This window comes from Salegentibacter salarius (assembly GCF_900168265.1).
In the GTDB taxonomy this organism is placed as follows: domain Bacteria; phylum Bacteroidota; class Bacteroidia; order Flavobacteriales; family Flavobacteriaceae; genus Salegentibacter; species Salegentibacter salarius.
The window spans coordinates 41,177-62,235 of the sequence record NZ_FVZF01000023.1 but is presented as its reverse complement, the minus strand read 5'-3'; the positions used below and the strand labels follow the sequence as shown (position 1 = coordinate 62,235).

Annotated in this window: 17 protein-coding genes and 1 tRNA gene; 9 read left to right on the top strand and 9 right to left on the bottom strand. The window is 37.5% G+C overall.

Annotated features, from left to right (window positions below):
* A partial coding sequence (locus B5440_RS12430) for an ISAon1 family transposase (RefSeq protein WP_079711143.1) occupies positions 1–734 on the top strand: 734 nt, incomplete at its 5' end.
* Positions 735–995: 261 nt separating this feature from the next.
* Here the strand turns inward: B5440_RS12430 and B5440_RS12425 are convergent.
* A tRNA-Ser gene (locus B5440_RS12425) sits at positions 996–1,080 on the bottom strand.
* Between the two features lie 246 nt (positions 1,081–1,326).
* Between B5440_RS12425 and B5440_RS12420 the strand changes: the two genes are divergently transcribed.
* From B5440_RS12420 to B5440_RS12410, 3 genes are all read left to right on the top strand, one after another.
* Entirely contained in the window at positions 1,327–1,884 is a 558-nt protein-coding gene (locus B5440_RS12420) for a hypothetical protein (protein WP_141728125.1), read from the top strand.
* Between the two features lie 163 nt (positions 1,885–2,047).
* Positions 2,048–2,710 (top strand): SGNH/GDSL hydrolase family protein, encoded by a 663-nt coding sequence (locus tag B5440_RS12415; protein WP_232756006.1) that lies wholly within the window; start codon positions 2,048–2,050, stop codon positions 2,708–2,710.
* A gap of 123 nt (positions 2,711–2,833) precedes the next feature.
* Positions 2,834–3,838, top strand: coding sequence for a M28 family metallopeptidase (locus tag B5440_RS12410; protein WP_070054077.1), 1,005 nt, complete (start codon positions 2,834–2,836; stop codon positions 3,836–3,838).
* Positions 3,839–4,020: 182 nt separating this feature from the next.
* Here the strand turns inward: B5440_RS12410 and B5440_RS12405 are convergent, their stop codons facing one another.
* The gene (locus B5440_RS12405; RefSeq protein WP_070054078.1) at positions 4,021–5,874 is read right to left on the bottom strand and encodes a fasciclin domain-containing protein; all 1,854 of its coding nucleotides are present in this window, start codon (positions 5,872–5,874) and stop codon (positions 4,021–4,023) included.
* Between the two features lie 227 nt (positions 5,875–6,101).
* On the opposite strand from B5440_RS12405, the gene B5440_RS12400 reads away from it, so the two are divergent.
* The 3 genes from B5440_RS12400 (at position 6,102) to B5440_RS12390 (ending at position 8,975) form a co-directional block, all read left to right on the top strand.
* Complete coding sequence (locus B5440_RS12400) at positions 6,102–6,497, top strand: lipocalin-like domain-containing protein (RefSeq protein WP_070054079.1); 396 nt, start codon at positions 6,102–6,104, stop codon at positions 6,495–6,497.
* Positions 6,498–6,656: 159 nt separating this feature from the next.
* Complete coding sequence (gene mnmA / locus B5440_RS12395; protein WP_070054080.1) at positions 6,657–7,847, top strand: tRNA 2-thiouridine(34) synthase MnmA; 1,191 nt, start codon at positions 6,657–6,659, stop codon at positions 7,845–7,847.
* A gap of 183 nt (positions 7,848–8,030) precedes the next feature.
* Positions 8,031–8,975, top strand: coding sequence for an NAD(P)H-dependent flavin oxidoreductase (locus B5440_RS12390; RefSeq protein ID WP_070054081.1), 945 nt, complete (start codon positions 8,031–8,033; stop codon positions 8,973–8,975).
* Here B5440_RS12390 and B5440_RS12385 read toward each other — a convergent pair.
* From B5440_RS12385 to guaA, 4 genes are read right to left on the bottom strand one after another with little or no spacing between them, the layout of a single operon-like run.
* Entirely contained in the window at positions 8,972–9,511 is a 540-nt protein-coding gene (locus B5440_RS12385) for a DUF922 domain-containing protein (RefSeq protein ID WP_070054082.1), read from the bottom strand. The genes B5440_RS12390 and B5440_RS12385 overlap by 4 nt on opposite strands.
* The gene (locus B5440_RS12380; protein WP_070054083.1) at positions 9,508–9,909 is read right to left on the bottom strand and encodes an OsmC family protein; all 402 of its coding nucleotides are present in this window, start codon (positions 9,907–9,909) and stop codon (positions 9,508–9,510) included. Before B5440_RS12380 ends, B5440_RS12385 begins: the two co-directional genes overlap by 4 nt.
* On the bottom strand, positions 9,899–11,875 hold the full coding sequence (locus B5440_RS12375) for a PBP1 and LysM peptidoglycan-binding domain-containing protein (RefSeq protein WP_070054084.1): 1,977 nt from the start codon (positions 11,873–11,875) through the stop codon (positions 9,899–9,901). The genes B5440_RS12380 and B5440_RS12375 overlap by 11 nt, the downstream gene beginning before the upstream one ends.
* A 46-nt stretch (positions 11,876–11,921) precedes the next feature.
* Positions 11,922–13,454, bottom strand: a complete 1,533-nt coding sequence (gene guaA, locus B5440_RS12370; protein WP_070054085.1) for a glutamine-hydrolyzing GMP synthase — start codon at positions 13,452–13,454, stop codon at positions 11,922–11,924.
* A gap of 84 nt (positions 13,455–13,538) precedes the next feature.
* Between guaA and B5440_RS12365 the strand changes: the two genes are divergently transcribed.
* On the top strand, positions 13,539–14,264 hold the full coding sequence (locus B5440_RS12365; RefSeq protein ID WP_070054086.1) for an SIMPL domain-containing protein: 726 nt from the start codon (positions 13,539–13,541) through the stop codon (positions 14,262–14,264).
* Here B5440_RS12365 and B5440_RS12360 read toward each other — a convergent pair.
* From B5440_RS12360 to bshC, 3 genes are all read right to left on the bottom strand, one after another.
* On the bottom strand, positions 14,261–15,067 hold the full coding sequence (locus B5440_RS12360; RefSeq protein ID WP_070054087.1) for a hypothetical protein: 807 nt from the start codon (positions 15,065–15,067) through the stop codon (positions 14,261–14,263). The two genes, B5440_RS12365 and B5440_RS12360, sit on opposite strands and share 4 nt — an antisense overlap.
* Before the next feature lie 246 nt (positions 15,068–15,313).
* Positions 15,314–16,678, bottom strand: a complete 1,365-nt coding sequence (locus tag B5440_RS12355; protein ID WP_070054131.1) for a pyridoxal phosphate-dependent decarboxylase family protein — start codon at positions 16,676–16,678, stop codon at positions 15,314–15,316.
* A 1-nt stretch (position 16,679) separates the two neighbouring features.
* A complete protein-coding gene (gene bshC / locus B5440_RS12350) occupies positions 16,680–18,293 on the bottom strand; it encodes a bacillithiol biosynthesis cysteine-adding enzyme BshC (protein ID WP_070054088.1) in 1,614 nt (537 codons plus the stop codon).
* A 279-nt stretch (positions 18,294–18,572) separates the two neighbouring features.
* Here bshC and B5440_RS12345 point away from each other — a divergent pair, with 279 nt between their 5' ends.
* The gene (locus tag B5440_RS12345) at positions 18,573–21,053 is read left to right on the top strand and encodes a M14 family metallopeptidase (RefSeq protein ID WP_070054089.1); all 2,481 of its coding nucleotides are present in this window, start codon (positions 18,573–18,575) and stop codon (positions 21,051–21,053) included.
* The last annotated feature ends 6 nt before the right edge of the window (positions 21,054–21,059 follow it).

Sequence of the window (21,059 nt, the reverse complement as noted above, 5' to 3'; positions counted from 1 at the left end):
TCGTAGCTATTTTCTCGGGAACCAAGGTAGAACCCATTATAGAACAACTGCTTAAAATACCAGCTTCAAAACGAACACGAGTAAAGGAAATCACCTTAGATATGGCCAATTCCATGAAAACCATTGCCAAGAAATGCTTCCCTAAGGCCATACAGGTCACCGACCGCTTCCATGTGCAGAAACTCACCTTTGAAGCCCTGCAGGATATTAGGATCAAGCATCGATGGGAGGCTATAGATCTGGAGAATGAACAAATCAAACAAGCCAGGTTAAAACAGAAAAGTTTTAGTCCAGAAACCTTTGCTAATGGGGATACCAGAAAACAATTATTAGCCCGCAGCCGTTACCTGCTCTATAAAGTGCCTTCGAATTGGACAGAGAATCAATCCGAGCGCAGCAAAATACTCTTCGAGCAATATCCGGATATAAAGTTGGCATTTAAGCTTACACAAAGACTTAGAAATATATTTAACAATGCTAAATCAAAAGAAGGGGCTTATACAAAACTAGCTCACTGGTACAAGGATGTGGAGGAGACGGGGTTTAAGGCTTTTAATACCATAGCCAACACCATTACCCTTAATTACAGATCTATTCTCAATTACTTTATCAACAGAAGTACCAACGCTTCAGCAGAATCCTTTAATGCAAAAATAAAAGCGTTTAGGGCTCAGTTTAGAGGAGTGAAAAATGTTGAATTCTTCTTATATAGATTAACTATAATTTTTGCTTAAACACAACAATTGGGATTGATCCTATATATATTTAATTAGACAGTTCTAAGATACAACATAATCCCTTTATTACTAGAGCGTTAAGTTTTATTTTGTAGGATTTATATTACTTTGGTTACACCTAATTTATGGATACCAAGTGTAACCGAATGTGTAACCGATAGAATGATATTTTTTGGGATATTTTGAAATATTGAAAAATAAAAAAGCCCCAAAACCGTAGGGTTTGAGGCTTTTTGTGATATTTTGTAAGAAAAGTTGCGGAGGAAGAGGGATTCGAACCCCCGGACCTGTTACAGTCAACAGTTTTCAAGACTGCCGCAATCGACCACTCTGCCATTCCTCCAATAAAATGCTATACATTTCTGCTTAGCGGATGCAAATATAACAAGCTTTTACAAATACACACAAGCTTTCTACAACTTTTTTAAAGCTTTTTTCGAGTTACCTAATTATCAGGTTTTAACATATCCTATATTTTTTTTAGTATTCATTCTTATTTAAAATGAATATCTTCATTATTCAAATTTCAGAAACCAGTTTAGATTACCAGATGTATTAGCAAGTGGTTGCTATATCCTAAAAAAAACCTATGAATAAAACTTCTTGCTTGCCTCACCTCTGTCTCTTTCTATTCATGCTATTTTTTAACGGCATAAGCGCACAGGAATCAGGAGAACTAAATAATAATGCAGCGAATTCAACTTCTAATTTCTATACTACCCAGCTCAAGACACAAAATTCCTATGATGGTCTTGGCTACTATAAACTATATAACAATACCCTTAATTATACGATAGACAGACTGAGCATTACTTTAGGTGCAGGATTTCTGGAACAGAATACTATTTATAATAGTAACGCTCCAGGGTTTTACGGTAGTTTTAGTACTAATGTGGAATACAAAATTAACAACAGGTTTAGCTTTTACCTGTTTGGCCGATATTTAACTCCTTCTTTTAATAATGAAGAAAGATTCAATAACCCTCATATGGAGTTTATTTTTCCTCAAAGCGAAGTTGGAGCTGGATTAAGAGGAAATTTTAATAATGTTAATATTGATGTAGGTGCAAGCACTATTCTAGACACTCAACTTAATCAACCAATGCCAACCACGATTTTAAGGTCTAAAGTATCTATCGGGTTTTAGAATTTCCAGTAGTAACCGCTCCAAAGAACTGAAAACTGGATTTATGTCTCAGTTTTGATTTATTTTCAAACCCGTTTCAATTGAATTTTCAGCGCTAAATAAATTCAATTTTATACATTTAAAAATCATGAAAAATTTCTTCTTAATATCAATATTAATCTTTTTGAGCAACGTAGTTTGTGCACAAAAAGAGGAATACCGTGAACTTATGGAACAGGATTGGGCAAATCTTAAAAAGTATAAAGCACAAAACGAGAAAATAATCGAAAATCAAGATTACCCAGATGTAGTTTTTATGGGAAATTCAATTACTGAAGGCTGGGTAAACGCACAGCCCGAGTTTTTTAAAAATAATAATTACGCAGGTCGCGGCATTGGAGGGCAAACTGCTCCACAAATGCTTATTCGGTTTATGCCAGATGTAATAAAACTCAAGCCCAAAGCCGTAGTTATTCTTGCCGGCACCAACGATATAGCCGGTAACACCGGATTTTCTTCCGTAGAAATGATCACCAATAACATTCAGGCAATGGCCCAACTGGCTGAAGCTAATAATATAAAAGTGATCCTTGCTTCTATCCTACCCGTTTACGATTATCCCTGGCGACCCGGCCTGGAACCGGTGCAAAAAATTGCCGAAATCAATACCTGGATAAAGAAATATGCTAAAGAAAATAAACATACTTATCTCGATCTTTTTACCCCGCTAAAGGATGAAAAAGAAGGTTTGCCGAAAAGATATTCTGAGGATGGGGTGCATCCAAATCTAGAAGGCTATCGAGTAATGGCACCGCTAACTAAAAAAGCTATACAAAATACTTTATAGTAGGAACAGAGAAAGTTTTACAGACTTATTAAAATTTAAACCGAAACTGCTATATTGCTGCGACTTTAATAAAAACTTCTAAATATTTTACGAAGTATTAATTAGCAAAAATTAAATTAAACTATGAAAAAAATGCTTTTAGTGGCCCTATCTGCCGGAATGGTAGCCTGTGGTACACAAAAAAATGTTGAAAATGCAAATCCCATGGAGTATGCTGAAACCATCACTGCTTCAGAGTTAAAAGAACACCTTTACACTTTTGCCAGTGACGAATTTGAAGGAAGAAACACCGGCGAACCTGGACAGAAAAAAGCAGCGGAATACATTGTTAACGAATACCAGGAAATTGGCATTGAAGCTCCTCAAGGTTATTCTAACTACTATCAGGAAATCCCAACCGAATTTTTTGACGGTAAACTTAAGGATTCTGAAAACGTGCTTGGTTTCATAAAAGGAAGTGAAAAGCCAGATGAAATTCTGGTAATTACTTCTCACTACGATCACGTAGGAGTAGATGATGAAGGTAACATCTATAACGGTGCAGATGACGGTGGTTCTGGTCCCGTTGGTATTTTAGAAATTGCCGAAGCTTTTAAAGCAGCTCAAAAAGATGGTTATACTCCTAAACGATCTATTCTTTTTATTCATTTAACCGGTGAAGAAAAAGGACTTTTAGGTTCTAAATACTATGTAGAAAACCCTGTTTTTCCATTAGAAAATACTGTTGCCAACCTAAATATGGATATGATAGGCCGTATTGATAAGGAGCATGAAGGTAACGACAACTATGTTTACCTGATTGGTAGCGATAAATTAAGTACCGATCTTCACGAACTTAGTGAGAATGTAAATTCAGAATATATGAATATGGATTTGGATTATACTTATAACGATGAAAATGATCCTAACCGTTTTTATTACCGAAGTGACCATTACAACTTCGCAAAGAACAACATCCCGGTGATTTTCTACTTTAACGGAGTTCACCCAGATTACCACAAACCAACAGATACAGTTGAAAAAATTGAATATGAAGCTTTAATGAAAAGAGCTCGATTGGTTTTTCTTACCGCCTGGGAAATCGCTAACCGCGACGAAAGACTGGTAGTTGATAAAGCTGGTGAATAAATTTTATTCGTCAAGCTGAACTCGTATCAGCTTCCTGTAGACTTGAACTATCATCAATTTAGATCCTGAAGTAAATTCAGGATGACGTTTTTGAAATTTAAAGTAACTTAACTTTAAATTACCACATAAAAAATCCCCGGAAGTTTCCCGGGGATTTTTTGTTTTATATAATTAATCGATTTTTATTCCGCAGCAGGAAGTAATACGGTATCAAGTGCATGAATTACTCCGTTTGTAGCTTGAACATCGGCTGCAATCACTGTAGCAGTTCTTTCGTTTTCATCTGTAATAGTTACATTATCACCAAGATTTACGGTAAAATCACCGCCTTCTAGCGTGGTAACATCCATATCATCAGTTAAGTCTCCAGATCTAACGTTAGCTCCGGCAACTACGTGATACGCTAAAGTAGCTTCTAAAGTTTCTGTAGGGATATCTCCAAGAGCTCCTAATTCCAATTCATCTAATAAAGCTACGAAAGCATCATTGGTTGGAGCGAAAACAGTAAATGGAGCGGGATCTTCACTCATCATAAGTGTTTCAACATAAGTAAAAGACTCTTCTCTCGTTAGGGCCTGTACAAGAATATCAAAGTTAGGATCGGCAGTAGCAAAAGTGGTTATGTTTGGTAATCCAATTACCGCATCTACCGCGTGTATAATTCCATTATCTGCTTCAATATCTGCAGAGGTAACAGAAGCAACTCCGTTTATCATTACGCTGTCATCTGTATTTATGTACATACTTAAAGGCTCTTCAGAAGCTCCCCAAACGGCCATACTCGGGATGTAACCGGTAGTTAAATCGGTAGACATAATTTCGCCCATTTGTACGTGGTTCAATAAAACCTGGGTTAACAAAGCTTCAGGTACTTCATCAAGACTATTGAACCCGTTATCATTTAAAAAGGCTGTAAATGCAGCGTTATTTGGAGCAAATACGGTATAAATATCGGTTCCGGTGAAAGTTGAAGTTAAACCAGTAGCTTCAAGTGCAGCTAATAAAGAAGAATAATCTTCATTTCCAGCAACAAAATCTGCAATGGTATTGGTTTCAATTTCAATAGCATCGTTTTCAGGAAGCATTACGGTATCTAAAGCGTGTATCACACCATTATTTGCCTGAACGTTAGTGGCAACAATTTTTGCAGTTCTTCCGTTTTCATCAGTAATAGTTACATTTTCTCCCAGGTTGATAGTGAAACTTCCGGTTTCAAAAGTTTCCACCATCATTTGATCTGTAAGATCTTCGGCACGAACATTTGCTCCCGTAACTACGTGGTAGCTCAAAATACTCGATAAAAGATCGGCAGGAACATCTCCTAACCCGGCTAATTCAAGTTCTGCAAGTACATTAGCGAAAGCAGTATTTGTTGGTGCAAAAACAGTAAATGGTGCAGGATCTTCACTCATCATTAAAGTTTCAACGAAAGTAAAAGATTCATCTGCAGTAAGTGCTTGTACAAGAATATCAAAATTAGGATCGGCAGTTGCAAAAGTGGTTACATCCGGCAGTCCAATTACGGCATCTACAGCGTGGATTATCCCGTTGTCTACTTCAACATCGGCAGTGGTTACCGAAGAAACTCCGTTAATAGTTACACCATCATCAGTATTAATATACAAACTTAAAGGTTGGTCTGAAGCCATACCGGTAGCCATACTTTCAATATAACCGGTAGATAAGGCATTAGACATAATTTCACCTTCCTGAACGTGGTTTAGAAGGATCTCAGTTAAAACATCTTCTGGAACTTCATCAAAACTGTTGAAGCCATTGGTCGATAAAAATGAGTTAAATGCGGCATTGTTAGGTGCAAATACGGTGAAGTTAGCAGTTCCGTCTAAAGTAGCATCCAGCCCGGTTACTTCTAATGCTGCGCCCAAAGAAGAATAATCAGGGTTGCCCGCAACAAAATCGGCAATTGTGTTTGAAGGGGTAATTACATCTCCTCCATCATCGTCATCACTGCACGCAAAGAGACCAAAAGTCAAAAATGCCAGTAAAGCGATTTTAGTAAATTTAATAGTTTTCATAATTCTAAGTTTTTGTTATGTAGTAAAAGTAAACGAGAAGCAAACTACAAACTGTTTATTCTTTGTTAATTATCATGAAACAAGAGTTAAATGTTTAATTATAATAGAAATTATTTAAACAGAATTTTATTTAAACAATTGGAGAATAATATTCCATACTTCAATGCCGTTTTTTCTAAAGACGTGTTTAAATTTGAATATATTTACATAAAACTAAAACCTAGCTTATGAAAAAACTTTTTTTAATACTTTTTAGTATAGCGTTATTTACCTCCTGCAGCGAAGATGATGACGCAAATGGAGACGATAAAATTCTTGGTACCTGGTATGTAGTAGAATTAGAAAATGCCTTTTCTGATGATGAATTAAGTGAATGTAATCTTAATTCTAATATTACTTTTTACGCTGACAATACTGCAGATTCTGAAGTTCATGAAGAAGCTGAAGGAGAATGCCAGTCAGAAATGAGTACCGGGGATTGGGAAAGAAACAGCAACGGCCAATACACCTTTAATTTACCTTTCTTTGGTAGACAAACCGGAAATGTTGAATTTTCAGGGAATGACCGATTCAAATTTTCAGTACCATCGTTACCCGGAGTTAGCCTTACTTTCGAAAAATAATAAATGAATATTATAGATATAAGGGTGGCTTTTGCCACCCTTTTTTATTGATGATAAAATAAGAAAGCATTATACTTATAATATTCAAAATCTCTTATATTTCGTAATTTTGCAAATTCTTTTCCGACTTTATGCGGAAGGAATTTCAAATTTAGGTTTATGAAAAAGAAAGTGGTTGTAGGTTTATCGGGTGGAGTAGATTCCAGTGTTTCAGCATATCTTTTGCAACAGCAGGGCTACGAGGTAATTGGCCTTTTTATGAAAAACTGGCACGACGATTCGGTAACTATTTCCGATGAATGCCCCTGGCTGGACGATAGCAATGATGCCATGATGGTAGCCGATAAACTTGGTATACCATTTCAAACCGTAGATCTTAGCGAACAATATAAAGAGCGTATCGTTGATTATATGTTCAATGAATACGAACGTGGCCGTACGCCAAATCCCGATGTTCTATGCAATCGTGAAATAAAGTTTGATGTTTTTATGAAAATCGCGCTTTCTTTAGGCGCCGATTATGTAGCTACAGGACACTACTGCCGAAAAGGAGAAATTGAAAAAGATGGGGAAACTATTTATCAATTGCTTTCAGGGAAAGACAATAATAAAGACCAATCTTATTTCCTTTGCCAGCTTACGCAAGAACAACTTTCCAAAACGCTTTTTCCTATTGGTGAGTTGCAAAAATCTGAAGTGAGAAAAATCGCCTCAGAACAAAACCTGGTTACTGCAGATAAGAAAGATTCACAGGGACTTTGCTTTATTGGAAAAGTAAGGTTACCAGATTTTCTTCAGCAAAAATTACAACCTAAAGAAGGTAAGATCATAGAAATTGAAGCCGAAAAGGACTTATATTCTTCTGAAACGCCAGAATTCAGCAATAAACAGGAAGAACTCGATTTTCTTGCTAAGAAATATGAATATGCTGCTGAGGACGGTAAAATTGTAGGAAAACACCAGGGCGCTCATTACTTTACCAAAGGGCAGCGTAAAGGCCTTGCCGTTGGGGGCACGCCAGAGCCGCTGTTTGTTATAGATACCGACGTGGTAGATAATGTAATTTATACCGGGCAGGGAAAAAACCACCCGGGAATTTATAGGAAAGGACTTTTTATCAATAAAGACGAAGTGCATTGGGTTAGAAAAGACCTTGCTATAAGTACTGATGAAACTTTAAAAGTAAAAGCCAGAATTCGTTATCGCCAACCCTTACAAGATGCAACATTACATCAAACCGAGGCTGGAATGTATGTGATTTTTGATGAACCTCAAGCTTCAATTACCGAAGGTCAATTTGTAGCCTGGTATGAGGGCGAAGAATTATTAGGTTCGGGGGTTATTTCTTAAATTCGGAGAAAATTTAATGTAGGTTCGTTTTTACTTATAAAATAAACATACCGTCTTGCTGAACTGGTTTCAGCATCTAATATAAATAGTACTATACATTCGACTTAGACCCTGAATCAAGTTCAGGCTGACGTCCAAATTTTGGAATATAACTATTTAGGAGTATAAAGAAAATTTAAGCAAATGCCCAAAAATAAGATCACACAGCTTTTTAATATTAAATATCCTTTAATTCAAGCCGGAATGGTTTGGGCCAGCGGCTGGAAACTCGCCAGCGCCGTGAGTAATGCCGGCGGACTCGGAATTATTGGTGCGGGTTCTATGTATCCTGAAATTCTAAAAGAACATATTGAAAAATGTAAAAAAGCCACCGATAAACCATTTGCTGTAAACGTTCCCCTACTCTATCCTGATATCGATAAGATCATGGAGATTATAATCAGGGAGAAAGTAGAAATTGTTTTTACTTCAGCCGGAAATCCCAAAACCTGGACTAAACATTTGCAGGAACACGGTATTAAAGTAGTACACGTGGTTAGCGGTGTGAAATTCGCTTTAAAATCGCAGGAAGCCGGTGTAGATGCCGTTGTTGCTGAAGGTTTTGAAGCCGGCGGTCACAATGGTAGAGATGAAACTACTACCTTCACCTTGATCCCAATGGTAAAAGAAAAAATTGATATTCCTTTAATTGCAGCAGGTGGTATAGCCACAGGCCGCGGAATGTTGGCTGCTATGGTATTAGGTGCAGATGCTGTGCAGATTGGCAGCCGCTTTGTTGCCAGCCCTGAAGCTTCTTCGCACCAGAATTTTAAAGAGATGGTGGTGAAAGCCCAGGAGGGTGATACCAAACTTACTCTTAAAGAACTCGCTCCAGTAAGACTTCTGAAAAACAAATTCTTTGATGATGTTCAGAAATTGTATACTGAAAATCCTTCAAAAGAGCAGCTTATTGAATTACTTGGGCGCGCCAGGGCTAAAAAAGGAATGTTTGAAGGCGATTTAGAAGAAGGAGAGCTGGAAATTGGCCAAATCTCAGGATTAATCCACGAGATCAAACCTGCCGCTGAAATTGTAAAGGAAATAATAGAAGAATTTGAAACCGCTAAGAAAGAAGTTTCAGCGCTTTAACTGGAATATTCACTTAGTTTATTCAGTTCCTTTTCAACAAATTTGCGCCATTTATATTCGGCTTCTTTATTAATACTGTGGTTGGTATCTTTATCAAACTGATTTTGCATATGCTGCCGCTGCTGTTCGGTTTCCGAATAAATATTATTCAATACTTTTTTCATCTTCGGGCCGGGCTCGTAATTGCTTAAAGCTTTTCTAAGTTTCCTGGCGTGTAACTCGGTGATATCAAAATGTAATTGCTCGTGGGCAAGTAAATAATCTACTTCTTCAATTTCCTTAACCCAGGAGCGGTTTGGGTAAAAATTACTACCAACTTCATAGGTAAGTGTTGTTCCGTCGCTACTTTCAGTAGCATTCCAGGAAAAGGAAAGCCCGGAATTGGTATTGGCTTTATAAGGAAGGTGTTTTTTAGGATTGGCCTTAAAATCTTCCCATTCTAAAAGCCGAGTTTTATCCCAGGTTATTTTTTCAACGTCTTGCGCCACTAATGGAAGACTTAAAACAAAAATGAATAAGACACTCCAGAATCTCATGAATATTTAAAGCTAATAAGCTTTTCCATATTTGGATGAAGACTTTGCATTACAGGGCAGGTTCGCGCTGTATTTTCCAGTATTTTACGAGATTTTTCCGAATAAGTTTCAGGAAAATTAATCATAATTTCTACCTTGGAAATTCGCCTGGGATTAGCCGCCATGGTTTTAGTCACTTCGGCGGTGGTTCCTTTTAAGTTTACCTCAAGTTCTTCAGCCTTAATTCCCATAACCGTAAGCATACAGCTAGCTAAACCGGTCGCTACAGAATCGGTTGGCGAAAATGCTTCGCCCTTGCCATGATTATCGGTAGGCGCATCAGTAATTATTTTCGCACCACTTTTAAGATGTTCGGCTTCGGTTCTTAAACTTCCGGTATAAATAACTTTACTGGTCATTAGCGACTTTTAAATTAAGTTCTTCATCTAAACTCATAATATACACGGCATCATTATAAAATCCGCCATTTCGCTTTGAGGTATAATGGAATTTATTCTCGTGATATTCAGTAAATCCGGTATATTTTTCAAACGAATCATAAAGATCTTCAGCCGAAGCCAATCTTAGTAAAATATCTAAGGTAAGATCGTAACCTCTAACCACATATTGATTAGGGATCATATTGAATTGTTCTTTATAATCCTCAATAAACTCTTCAGTCATCATATCGTCGTACTGTTTATCTACTGAAGGATAATGGAAATTAAGTCGACCTAAATGCTCATTATCTACCACATCGTCTTCAAAACCACTGTTTCTATTGGTAGTGAATAATTTAATTTGATGCTCTCTTGCCAAACGATTTAATGCTGAAGTTGTACTACTAATTAAACCGATATTAGAAGACTCCAGGATTACCCAGTTCTCCTGGGTTTTAGAAAGTACTCCTTGTATTTTTTCAGCACTTAGGTAAGCTTCTGAAGGAAATATCACCCTGGAATTTGGCAAAATTTGAGTGAGTTCGTTCTTTTCCTGATTTTTAGCAGCATCAGCAATAATAATTACATTTTTACCAACTGCGTTTTTCTGCAGGTAATCAAACATCGCATTTTTCAAGATCTCATCGGTAGGACGGGATTGAAAAAGATTTTGATAAGATCTCATTTCGCGGTTAGACAGCGGACTTATCACCGGAATATTATATTGAACTAATCTTGCAGCCGCGGCTTCTGTAGTGTTCTGCAACAAAGGCCCAATAACCGCATCTACACTACTAAAATCGTTAGAGTTGATAATATTGGTAACTTCCTGAACATTTCTGCGGGTATCATAAGTTTTTAATTGAGTAGAAATCCCGAAGCTTTTCGCCTTTTCTACCGCCATTTTTACGCCGCTATAAAAATCTAAAGAAATTCGCAATACGCGATCATCTAAAATGGCCTCTCTATAACTTGAAATAGAATCCTGATCTATCTGGTTTAGATTATAAGGCAATAATACTACGAGCTCTTTTGTATTGAAATTGCTTAATTTACTTGAAAGATCTAATTTCTTATTAGCATTGTCATTTTCAGCATCACCGGCAAGGTCTTCAAGGTCTCCAGGTAAGTTCTCCCCATCATCGGTATTAGGAACTTTTAGAACCATTCCTATTTTGAGTCCGTCTTCTAAAGCCGGGTTTAAAGACATTAAAGAATCCTGTGAAACATCAAATTTTCTGGAGAGACCAAATAATGTTTCCTTAGGTTTTACTTCATAAAATTCAAAAACCTCATCGGTTAGAATTACCGGTTCATCTAAAACATCGGTACCTACACGTATCATTACCCCGGGTTTCAAAACATCTACCTTTGGGTTTAGTTCTTCAAGTTCTTTTACCGTAATTCCATATTTACGAGCTATCCCGTATTTGGTTTCCTTTGGTAAAACTACGTGCTCACGGGTTTCTGATATTTCTTGATTGGCAGCTCTGGGTATATCAAGCTCTCTGGAAGAAGCTAATTCGGTATTCCCTGCAGCTTTTTTTCGCTGCGGAATTAAGATCTCTTCACCTCGCTGTAATTCTTCAGAATAAAGGTGCTTATTAAACCTTTTAATTTCATCAATTTCAACATTATAATCCTTGGAAAGTCTATATAAAGTTTCTTTTCGCTTTACCGTATGGGTGATAAACTGAATATCTTCAGTTTCAGCCGAAACTTCTTTTTTCTGTTTACTCAATGGGATCACCAATTTTGAAGATACCTCTAGATTGCCTTTAGCATCGGGATTGTATTTATAGATCGCTTCTTCTGAAATATTGTAGGATTTAGCGATGCTGTAAACAGTTTCCCCCGCTTCTACCGTATGGTATTTAAATTCCTGGGCTGATGCCGAAAGAGTAGACAGCTGAAATAAAAAACAAACTATTAAAAGGTATTTCATATTTATTGGTTTAATCTCTCAAAGAGAGTTTAATTAAGCTCAAATTTTATTCCCATTCTATAGTAGCCGGTGGTTTTGAGCTTATATCATACACTACTCTATTAACGCCTTTAACCCGATTTATTATAGTATTCGAGGTTTTTTGCAAAAATTCGTAAGGTAAATTCACCCAATCTGCCGTCATTCCATCGGTAGATTCTACGGCTCTTAAGGCTACTACTTTCTCATAAGTTCGCTCATCTCCCATAACTCCTACAGAACTTACCGGTAGCAATATAGCACCTGCCTGCCAAACTTTATCATACAACATCCAGTCTCTTAATCCCTGGATAAAAATATGATCTACTTCCTGCAAAATACGAACTTTTTCGGCGGTAATATCTCCCAGAATTCTAATTGCGAGTCCCGGTCCCGGAAATGGATGTCTACCTAATAAATCCTTATCAATTCCCATTTCGGCACCTACTCTTCGCACTTCATCTTTAAAGATCATTTTTAGCGGCTCAACGATTTTCAACTTCATAAAATCGGGTAGTCCACCAACATTATGGTGCGACTTTATTGTTGCAGAAGGGCCTCCGTTTACCGAAACCGATTCGATAACATCGGGATAGATAGTTCCCTGTGCCAGCCAGGTTACGTCTTTTATTTTATGCGCTTCATCGTCAAAAACTTCAATAAACGCATTTCCAATAGCTTTTCGTTTTTCTTCGGGGTCACTTATTCCTGAAAGGGCATTCAGGAATCGTGCCGAAGCATCAACACCCTTCACGTTTAGCCCCATATCTTTATACTGGTCTAAAACACTTTCAAATTCTCCTTTACGAAGCAAACCGTTATTTACAAAGATGCAATACAGGTTTTTCCCGATAGCTTTATGTAATAAAACCGCAGCAACACTAGAATCTACGCCACCACTTAAACCTAAGACTACTTTATCGTCTCCTATTTTCTCCTTTAATTCTGAAACCGTTAGATCAACAAATTTACCCGGTGTCCAGGTTTGTGCTACATCGGCAATTTTCACTAAAAAGTTTTCCAGTAATTGCTTTCCGTCGGTAGAGTGATAAACTTCTGGATGAAATTGTATTCCAAAAGTTTGTTCGCCCTCAATTCGGTAAGCTGCATTCAAAACATCTGTAGTACTGGCAATTCTCACGCTATTAGCCGGCAATTCTTTTATGGTATCACTATGGCTCATCCAAACCTGTGAGTTTTCCATAATCCCGTCAAACAAGGTTTCGCCATCTTTTATTAACGAAAGATTTGCTCTTCCATATTCCCTGGTTTCCGAAGCTTCAACTTTTCCGCCATGAAAATGAGCAAAATACTGCGCTCCATAGCAAACGGCTAAAATTGGCAGTTTTCCACGAATCTTAGAAAGATCGGGATGCGGAGCATCTTCTCCCCTAACCGAAAACGGACTCCCCGAAAGGATCACCGCTTTAAAGCTTGAAATATCGTCTGGAATTTTGTTGAATGGAACAATTTCGCAGTAAATATTGAGTTCTCTCACACGCCTTGCAATCAGTTGCGTGTACTGCGAGCCGAAGTCTAAAATGAGTACGTTTTTTTGCATAGGCAAAAGTAAGAATTTGAGACAAAAATAAAATAGCCAACCGATTTATTTTCTATCTTTATTATAAACCCTCACTTTCAGAAAATGAAATATTTAAGTGCTATAATTTTTGCCATCGCAATTGTACTTGCCGCCTGGTTCCTTGGAGAATCTTATGTGAGCAGGGCAAATCCCGATGGAGTTATTTCGGTAACCGGTTCCGGGAGCGAAAATTTCACCTCAGACCTTATTGTTTGGGAAGGTAGTTTTAGCCGAATGAGCCCTAATTTAGAAGAAGCATACAACAACTTGAATTCTGATAAAGAAACAGTAAGAACTTACCTTATAGAAAAAGGAATTAAAGAAGATAATATTGTTTTTAATTCGGTGCAAACATCAGAGCAGCGTGAAAATCAATACCAGAATGGAAATTATGTAGGCAGCATCTTCCAGGGGTACCAACTTACCCAGAATGTAAAAATTGAATCTGCAGATGTGGAGCTTGTAGAAGAAGTTTCTCGTGAAATTACTGAACTTCTTAACAAAGGTGTACAGTTTAATTCTACCCCACCTAGATATTATTACACTAAACTCGCCGATCTTAAAATTGAAATGATCTCTAAAGCTACTGAAGATGCCCGATTAAGAGCAGAACGAATTGCTGAGAATAGCGGTGGAAGTTTAGGTGAACTAAAAAATGCTAATATGGGCGTTTTCCAGATCACCGGTCAAAATAGCGGAGAGGATTATTCCTGGAGTGGTGCTTACAATACCGGCGATAAGAAAAAAACCGCATCTATCACGATGCGGTTAAATTATGAGATTGATTAGTTTTGATAGGAAGTAACCACGCCATTTTCAAGATAAATATATAAATCTGTGCTGTAAACAAATTGTTCCTTAGTCCCCCAACTTCCTACACTCCTATTAATATCCTCTGGCCAACCTAAAGAGAAGGTCAATTGCTCTTTATTCATTCCTATCCAGTACATACCTCTTTTTAATTGATCGAAGACCTTCTTACCATATTTATTTAATAATCTCTTTTCTTCTAATTCCTTCTTCGCTAAAATCTCATTTTCCCTTTCTGACTTTCTTTTTTCTTGCTCGTTTTCAATACTATCCCACCTTTTACGATGCTCAGCTCTCAATTTATCCATTCTTTTAGCTTCCTCTAATTTAGCAGTTTCAATTTTCAAATTCTTCAATTCTTGATATTTGTTTACAAATTTCCTTATTTCCGAATTTGACTCAATCCATAGATGGCTAACATAACCACATTTTTTGTTATCCAAACAGATTTCATAATACCTATCTTCATACCCAATTAGATCTACTTTTGTAGGTTCCTCAAAAGCCATTAAAATATCCCCAGAAGGCCTTGGTTTTTCTCGTAACTTACCTCCCTCCTTAACTTCTATTGCAATTGATTCTATTTTGGTATTATTTATTTTCAATTGTGCATTATTAAAAGCAATCATACTTTTTACCTTCTTCAGGGAATCCTGGAGCGTATTGATTTTTTCTTCTAACTCTATTTCCTTTTCCACCATTTTCTCTATATCGACTTCTTGGCTATTTGAAATTGAAAAAAAACCAGTAAAAATGAAAAATAATATTTTATTCTTAGTCATTTAATATTTATTATTAATTTAATATAAACCAAATATAAAAAAAGAGTCAAACTATTAGAATAAAAAACCGCATCTATTACGATGCGGTTAAATTATGAAATTGATTGAAGTAAGAATTTAAAACAATTGTCATCCTGAATTCATTTCAGAGCCTGCTCCGAAATTTATTCGGAGATCTAACATTATCGATTAATTACACATATTAGAAGCTGAAACGAGTTCAGCTTGACGAAAATAGAACTATTTCTAATCCATAGTATCCAAAATCATATCAATATCTTCTTCGGTTGTATCAGGATTGATAAAACAAAACCTTACTACCGTTTCTTTTTTCCAGGTGGTTGGAGTGACAAGGGCAAAACCATCACGATGATTTTTATAAGTCCAGTCTTTATATTGTACCGGCGTCCAACCTTTCCTTCGGAATAAAACAACCGATAAACTTGCGGGTCTTACCAGTTCAAGATTTTCCCGTTTTTCAATCTTTTTAGCCGCAATTTGTGCCAGGGAAATTCCAGTTTCGATGGCCTGCCGGTATTTATTGGTACCATGCATCGCTAAAGAAAACCAAAGCGGCATTCCTCTAACCCTTCTTGTTAACTGAATTTGATAATCGGCCGGGTTGAAACCCTGGGCTCCTTCATCTTTAAAAATTTCCAGGTAAGCACCTTTTTGGGAATGTGCATTTTTCGCAAGTTCCAGGTCTTTATATATAACCGCTCCACAATCGTAAGGAGAAAATAACCATTTATGCGGATCTATCGTAATACTATCGGCTCGCTCCACGCCATTAAATAAATGTCTTACCGATGGTGCCGCTAAAGCTCCGCCGCCATAGGCACAATCTACGTGAAACCAAACTTTTTCTTTTTCACAAACATCAGCAATTGTATCTAATTGATCTATAATTCCCGCATTTGTAGTACCACCGGTAGCAACTACTGCAAAAAGCCGATTTCGGTCTTTTTCCTCCAGTTCGTTAATTGCATTCTGTAGTTCGCGACCAGTAAGATTTTCTTCTTCACAATCTATCATTACCACATCGGCATCAATCACCTTTGCCATGGCCTGTATAGAGCTATGTGCACCGTGAGAAGTAAGCATCAACGCTTTTTTCCCTACGTTCTGGCTATCTCTAGAACGCCATGCCTCTCGTGCTGCCACCATAGCCGAAAGATTTGCCGCCGTACCTCCACTGGTAAAAACGCCAAAAGCACCTTCAGGCAATCCTGTAAGCGAAACCAACCATTTCATCGCCTGGTTTTCACAAAAAATTCCGCCGGCACCTTCCATCCAGTAAGCACCGTGAATACTGGAAGCCGAAGTCACCAAATCGAACATAATAGCCGCCCTAGTTGGGGCTGCGGGTACAAAGGCCAAATGTCTTGGGTGATCTATGGGCACCGTTGCTTTAACCAAAACGTCACGAAAAAGCTGGAAGGCGTTCTCTCCGCCAATCCCTTCCGGAGTTACGGTTTCGCCAACAATTCTAAATAATTCTTCTTCCTTTTTTGGGGCTCCCATTTCGGGAGTAATGTTGGATATACGGTCTATGGTATATTTCATAACGTCTAGCGTCATTTCTACCAGGTCCATATCTATGGTGTGCATTTTATTCTTTTCCAAATGTCAAAATTTTAAATTCCGCCTGCAGCGGGTCTAATTCTTTTAATAATACTGAAATCAATTCGGGGCCGTATTCTGCATAAATTTCCGAAAAATTGGTCTGGCGTTCCTGTAGACCATTATTCGGAAAGAGCTCATTCTGAAGCTCTGCAATTCTACTTACCTCATCTTCCAGTTTTCGTTTTTGTGCTTTTAAAAGACGTTTTTCGAGATTATCGAGGCCTTTTAATTGTTTTACTTCCTGGGCTTTTACCGCGCCAAGAAAAGATTTATCGGTTTTCTCTGCCAGCTCATACATCTGCTGAAATTGCTCCACCAAATGTTCTTTCTGTTCAGAAAAATCAATATCTATATTTGAAATTTGCCGCACTTTTCTATTGATAAGCTCGTGTTGTTTCAAAAATAATTCTTTGTTTGAAATATTTAATTTCTTTCGCTTTTCATCCAGTTTTGCCGATTGGATCAAAGCAGAATTCCGAAGCAATAAAACCGGAAAAACAACATTTTCAGCTTTAAAATATTCTTTTAATTCGAGCCAGTATGCGATCTCTCCGCCACCGCCTATATAGCAAAGGTTGGGCAAAATTACTTCCTGGTATAAAGGACGAAGCATTACATTTGGACTAAATCTCTCCGGAAATTCTTTTAATTCCTCCAGGATTTCATTCTTACTCCATTGTATTTCGGTTTCGTGCACAAAATATTCGCCATCACGCTCTATAATTCTTTCCCGCAAACCATCACTCAAATAAAACAGATTGATTTCCCGAGGATTCACCTGAACATTATACCCAAGTTCATTCAGTTTTTCTGCAGTTTGCGTGATAGTCTTATGAGAAATTTGTTCTACAAGTTCATTTTCAGCATAAGGGATAAAAAGCTTTTTAAGTTCTTTTTGCTGCGCATCCAGTATCACCAAACCTTCCTCCTTAAAAAGTTCGTTGGCGAGGTACAAAGTTGCCTCGGCAAGATTATCGTGCTTCAAGTAAGATTTCTCAAATAGTTGCTTTAGATAATCGGCATCTTTACCTCCACCAATTTCAGCTGAAAAAAGTTTAAAAACATCCTCCAGGCCATCGGTAGATAAATTTCCTACCGCATCATTTTCGGCATTCTTAGGCGCATTGGCCCACTGAAACTTCTTTCCGTTTAAATTAAAGAAATTGATCTCCTCAAAATCGTGATCTTCGGTGGCCATCCAATACACCGGCACGAAATTATTTTTAGGATATTTTTCTTTTAATTTTCGGGTAAGGTTAATTGTGGAGACAATTTTATATAAAAAATAAAGCGGACCGGTAAATAAATTAAGTTGATGCCCGGTTACTACGGTAAAAGTTTTTTCCTTTGCCAGCGCGTCAATATTTCTTTGTGTGGCTTCTGAAACTTCCAATCCGGAATATTGCTCTTTTAAAGATTTTACCAGGATTTCTCGCGTTTTTATCGGAAAAGAAGACTTTTCTTCTATTTGCGCTTTAAAATTCTCCAGGTCTGGGAAACGATTATAGAAAGTTTTTAGCTCCTCTTTTTCAGCGAGATAATCTAAAATAAGCTCGGTAAAATAATTGGTTTCTTTGTACGGAATACACTCGGTTGGCATTAGCAATTTTTTGGATGGTAAAGATACCGAAGTTAAGAATTTTATTCACTAATTTTTAGTTAATTTGGCGTTAGATACTGTTTTTACTCGATTATTGGTGGTATGTATTTTTGATTTTGCTTAAAGCCGTCATCCTGAATTTATTTCAGGATCTAAAATCTTATTAATATGAAACATGTTAGAAGCTGAAACAAGTTCAGCTTGACGAGAACAAGATTTAATCGCTTATCGAGAAGCCCGAGGTAGTTTACAAACACATTCAACATTTAAAATCAATCAATGAAATCAACTTTACTTGCTGTCGTCTTTCTATTTTTAGGTTTACAAACCAATGCACAATTACAAAGTCCGGAAGAATTTCTAGGCTACGAGATTGGGGAGCAATTCTCCCGTCACGCCGATGTGGTGAATTATTTTAAACACGTAGCCGAAAACTCCCCACTGGTAAATTATCATACCTACGGAAAAACCAACGAACGCCGGCCGCTTACCTATGCGGTGATTTCTTCGGAAAAAAACTTAAAAAACCTGGATGAAATAAGAAATGCTCATCTTGGTAATACCGGAATTTCAGATACTGAAACCGAAGCTGATAAAGCTATTGTATGGTTAAGTTATAATGTACACGGCAATGAAGCTTCCAGTACCGAAGCGGCTATGAAAACTTTATACGAATTGATCACCGAAAAACAGGATTGGCTGGAAAATACCGTGGTAATTATAGACCCCAATGTAAATCCTGATGGGCGCGACAGATACGTAAACTGGTACAATCAGGTGAAAGCCGAACCTTACAGCCCGTTGCAGGCTGCAGCCGAGCACCATGAACCCTGGCCGGGCGGAAGACCAAATCATTATTTATTTGATCTTAACCGCGACTGGGCCTGGGCCACGCAGGTGGAAACCCAGCAACGTCTTAAAATTTACAACCAGTGGATGCCTCATATTCACGTAGATTTTCATGAACAGGGAATTAACGAACCCTATTATTTCGCACCTGCAGCAGAACCTTTTCACAAAATTATCACACCATTTCAAAGAGAATTTCAAACCGAAATAGGAAAAAACCACGCCGAGTATTTTGATAAAGAAGGCTGGTTATTTTTCACCAAAGAACGATTTGATTTGCTGTACCCAAGTTACGGTGACACTTATCCAACATATATGGGCGCCATTGGGATGACCTACGAACAAGCTGGTCACGGCCGTGCCGGATTGGGAATTAATACCGATGAAGGTTACGAACTCACTCTTAAAGACCGCGTGGCGCATCATCACACCACCGGACTTTCAACCGTGGAAGTAGCCAGTAGGAATACGGAAACTTTAAATACAGAATTCAAAAAGTATTTTGATAATGAAGATTTAGAATATAAATCTTTCGCGGTAAAAGGAAATGCAGATAAAATTGCTTCATTAAAAGAATTGCTGGATAAACACGAAATCAAATATCAAACTGCCGCAGCAGGAAAAGTAAAAGGCTTTAATTATTCCGAAGGCAAAAGAGGGAATTTGAAGGCTGATGAAAATACTTTGGTGATCAATACAAACCAGCCAAAAGGTAAAATGGTAGACGTACTTTTTGAGCCTTCCACTACCCTAACCGATTCTCTAACCTATGATATTACTGCCTGGAGTTTGCCTTATGCTTACGGTTTGGAAGCAGTAGCGAGTACACGCGAAGTTTCTTCAGAAGCAAATTCTACAAATGCTGAAATTACAAATACGGTAAATCCTTCGGGAGCGGGTTATGTTTCAAAATGGAATGCCATGCAAGACGCCCAGTTTTTAGCTGAATTGCTAAAGGAAAACATTAAGGTGCGTTTTACTGAAATTCCTTTTACCAGTGAAGGAAAGAAATTTGATCGTGGAAGTTTAATTATTACCAAAAGCGATAATAAGACCAAAGAAGATTTCGACAAAACTGTAGTTGAAATTGCTAATAAACATCAAAGAGAACTTGTAGCAGCAAACACCAGTTTCGCCGGTAGCGGACCCGATTTTGGATCTCCCGAGGTAAAACTTATCAATCCTCCAAAAGTTGCTGTCTTAAAAGGCGAAGGCACTTCTTCTTTAAATTATGGCGAGATCTGGTACTTTTTCGAACAGGATCTTAATTATCCGCTAACCTCTTTAAATACTGACTATTTTAAAAGTATTGACCTGGCTCAATTTGATATATTGATAATGCCGGAAGGTAATTACGCTGATATTTTAGATGAAGATACCTTGAAAAAAGTAAAAGACTGGGTTAGCAATGGCGGGAAACTCATCGCGATTGGTCGCTCTGTAGGCACTTTTGCCGGAAAAGACGATTTTGCACTTAAAGAAAATAAATCAGAAGCCAAAGATTCTACGGCTACAGGGAATTTAATTCCGTATGCGCAAAGAGAGCGAGAAGGCGCGAAAGATATGATTACAGGGAGCATTATAAAAACCAAATTAGATAATACTCATCCTATGGCATTTGGCTACGGCGACACTTATTTGAGTTTAAAATTAAGTAGTGACAGCTACAAACTTCTGGATAAAGGCTTTAATGTTTCTTACGTTCAACAACCGGAAATAGTTGCAGGTTTTGCGGGAAGTTCAGCTATAAAAAATCTTGAAAATTCACTGATTTTCGGAGAAGAAAGATTGGGAAGCGGAAGCATTATTTATTTGGTAGATAATCCTTTATTCCGGGCATTTTGGGAGAACGGGAAATTGTTCTTCGCAAATTCAGTTTTCTTTGTGAATAATAACAAATTCAGTTTATAGAAATCT

What these genes read in the sequence shown, in the direction of transcription:
- B5440_RS12420 (WP_141728125.1), top strand. Translation starts at nt 1,327, where the DNA reads ATGAATAAAACTTCTTGCTTGCCTCACCTCTGTCTCTTTCTATTCATG.
- B5440_RS12410 (WP_070054077.1), top strand. Translation starts at nt 2,834, where the DNA reads ATGAAAAAAATGCTTTTAGTGGCCCTATCTGCCGGAATGGTAGCCTGT.
- B5440_RS12405 (WP_070054078.1), bottom strand. Translation starts at nt 5,874, where the DNA reads ATGAAAACTATTAAATTTACTAAAATCGCTTTACTGGCATTTTTGACT.
- B5440_RS12400 (WP_070054079.1), top strand. Translation starts at nt 6,102, where the DNA reads ATGAAAAAACTTTTTTTAATACTTTTTAGTATAGCGTTATTTACCTCC.
- mnmA (WP_070054080.1), top strand. Translation starts at nt 6,657, where the DNA reads ATGAAAAAGAAAGTGGTTGTAGGTTTATCGGGTGGAGTAGATTCCAGT.
- B5440_RS12390 (WP_070054081.1), top strand. Translation starts at nt 8,031, where the DNA reads ATGCCCAAAAATAAGATCACACAGCTTTTTAATATTAAATATCCTTTA.
- B5440_RS12385 (WP_070054082.1), bottom strand. Translation starts at nt 9,511, where the DNA reads ATGAGATTCTGGAGTGTCTTATTCATTTTTGTTTTAAGTCTTCCATTA.
- B5440_RS12380 (WP_070054083.1), bottom strand. Translation starts at nt 9,909, where the DNA reads ATGACCAGTAAAGTTATTTATACCGGAAGTTTAAGAACCGAAGCCGAA.
- B5440_RS12375 (WP_070054084.1), bottom strand. Translation starts at nt 11,875, where the DNA reads ATGAAATACCTTTTAATAGTTTGTTTTTTATTTCAGCTGTCTACTCTT.
- guaA (WP_070054085.1), bottom strand. Translation starts at nt 13,454, where the DNA reads ATGCAAAAAAACGTACTCATTTTAGACTTCGGCTCGCAGTACACGCAA.
- B5440_RS12365 (WP_070054086.1), top strand. Translation starts at nt 13,539, where the DNA reads ATGAAATATTTAAGTGCTATAATTTTTGCCATCGCAATTGTACTTGCC.
- B5440_RS12360 (WP_070054087.1), bottom strand. Translation starts at nt 15,067, where the DNA reads ATGACTAAGAATAAAATATTATTTTTCATTTTTACTGGTTTTTTTTCA.
- B5440_RS12355 (WP_070054131.1), bottom strand. Translation starts at nt 16,678, where the DNA reads ATGCACACCATAGATATGGACCTGGTAGAAATGACGCTAGACGTTATG.
- bshC (WP_070054088.1), bottom strand. Translation starts at nt 18,293, where the DNA reads ATGCCAACCGAGTGTATTCCGTACAAAGAAACCAATTATTTTACCGAG.
- B5440_RS12345 (WP_070054089.1), top strand. Translation starts at nt 18,573, where the DNA reads ATGAAATCAACTTTACTTGCTGTCGTCTTTCTATTTTTAGGTTTACAA.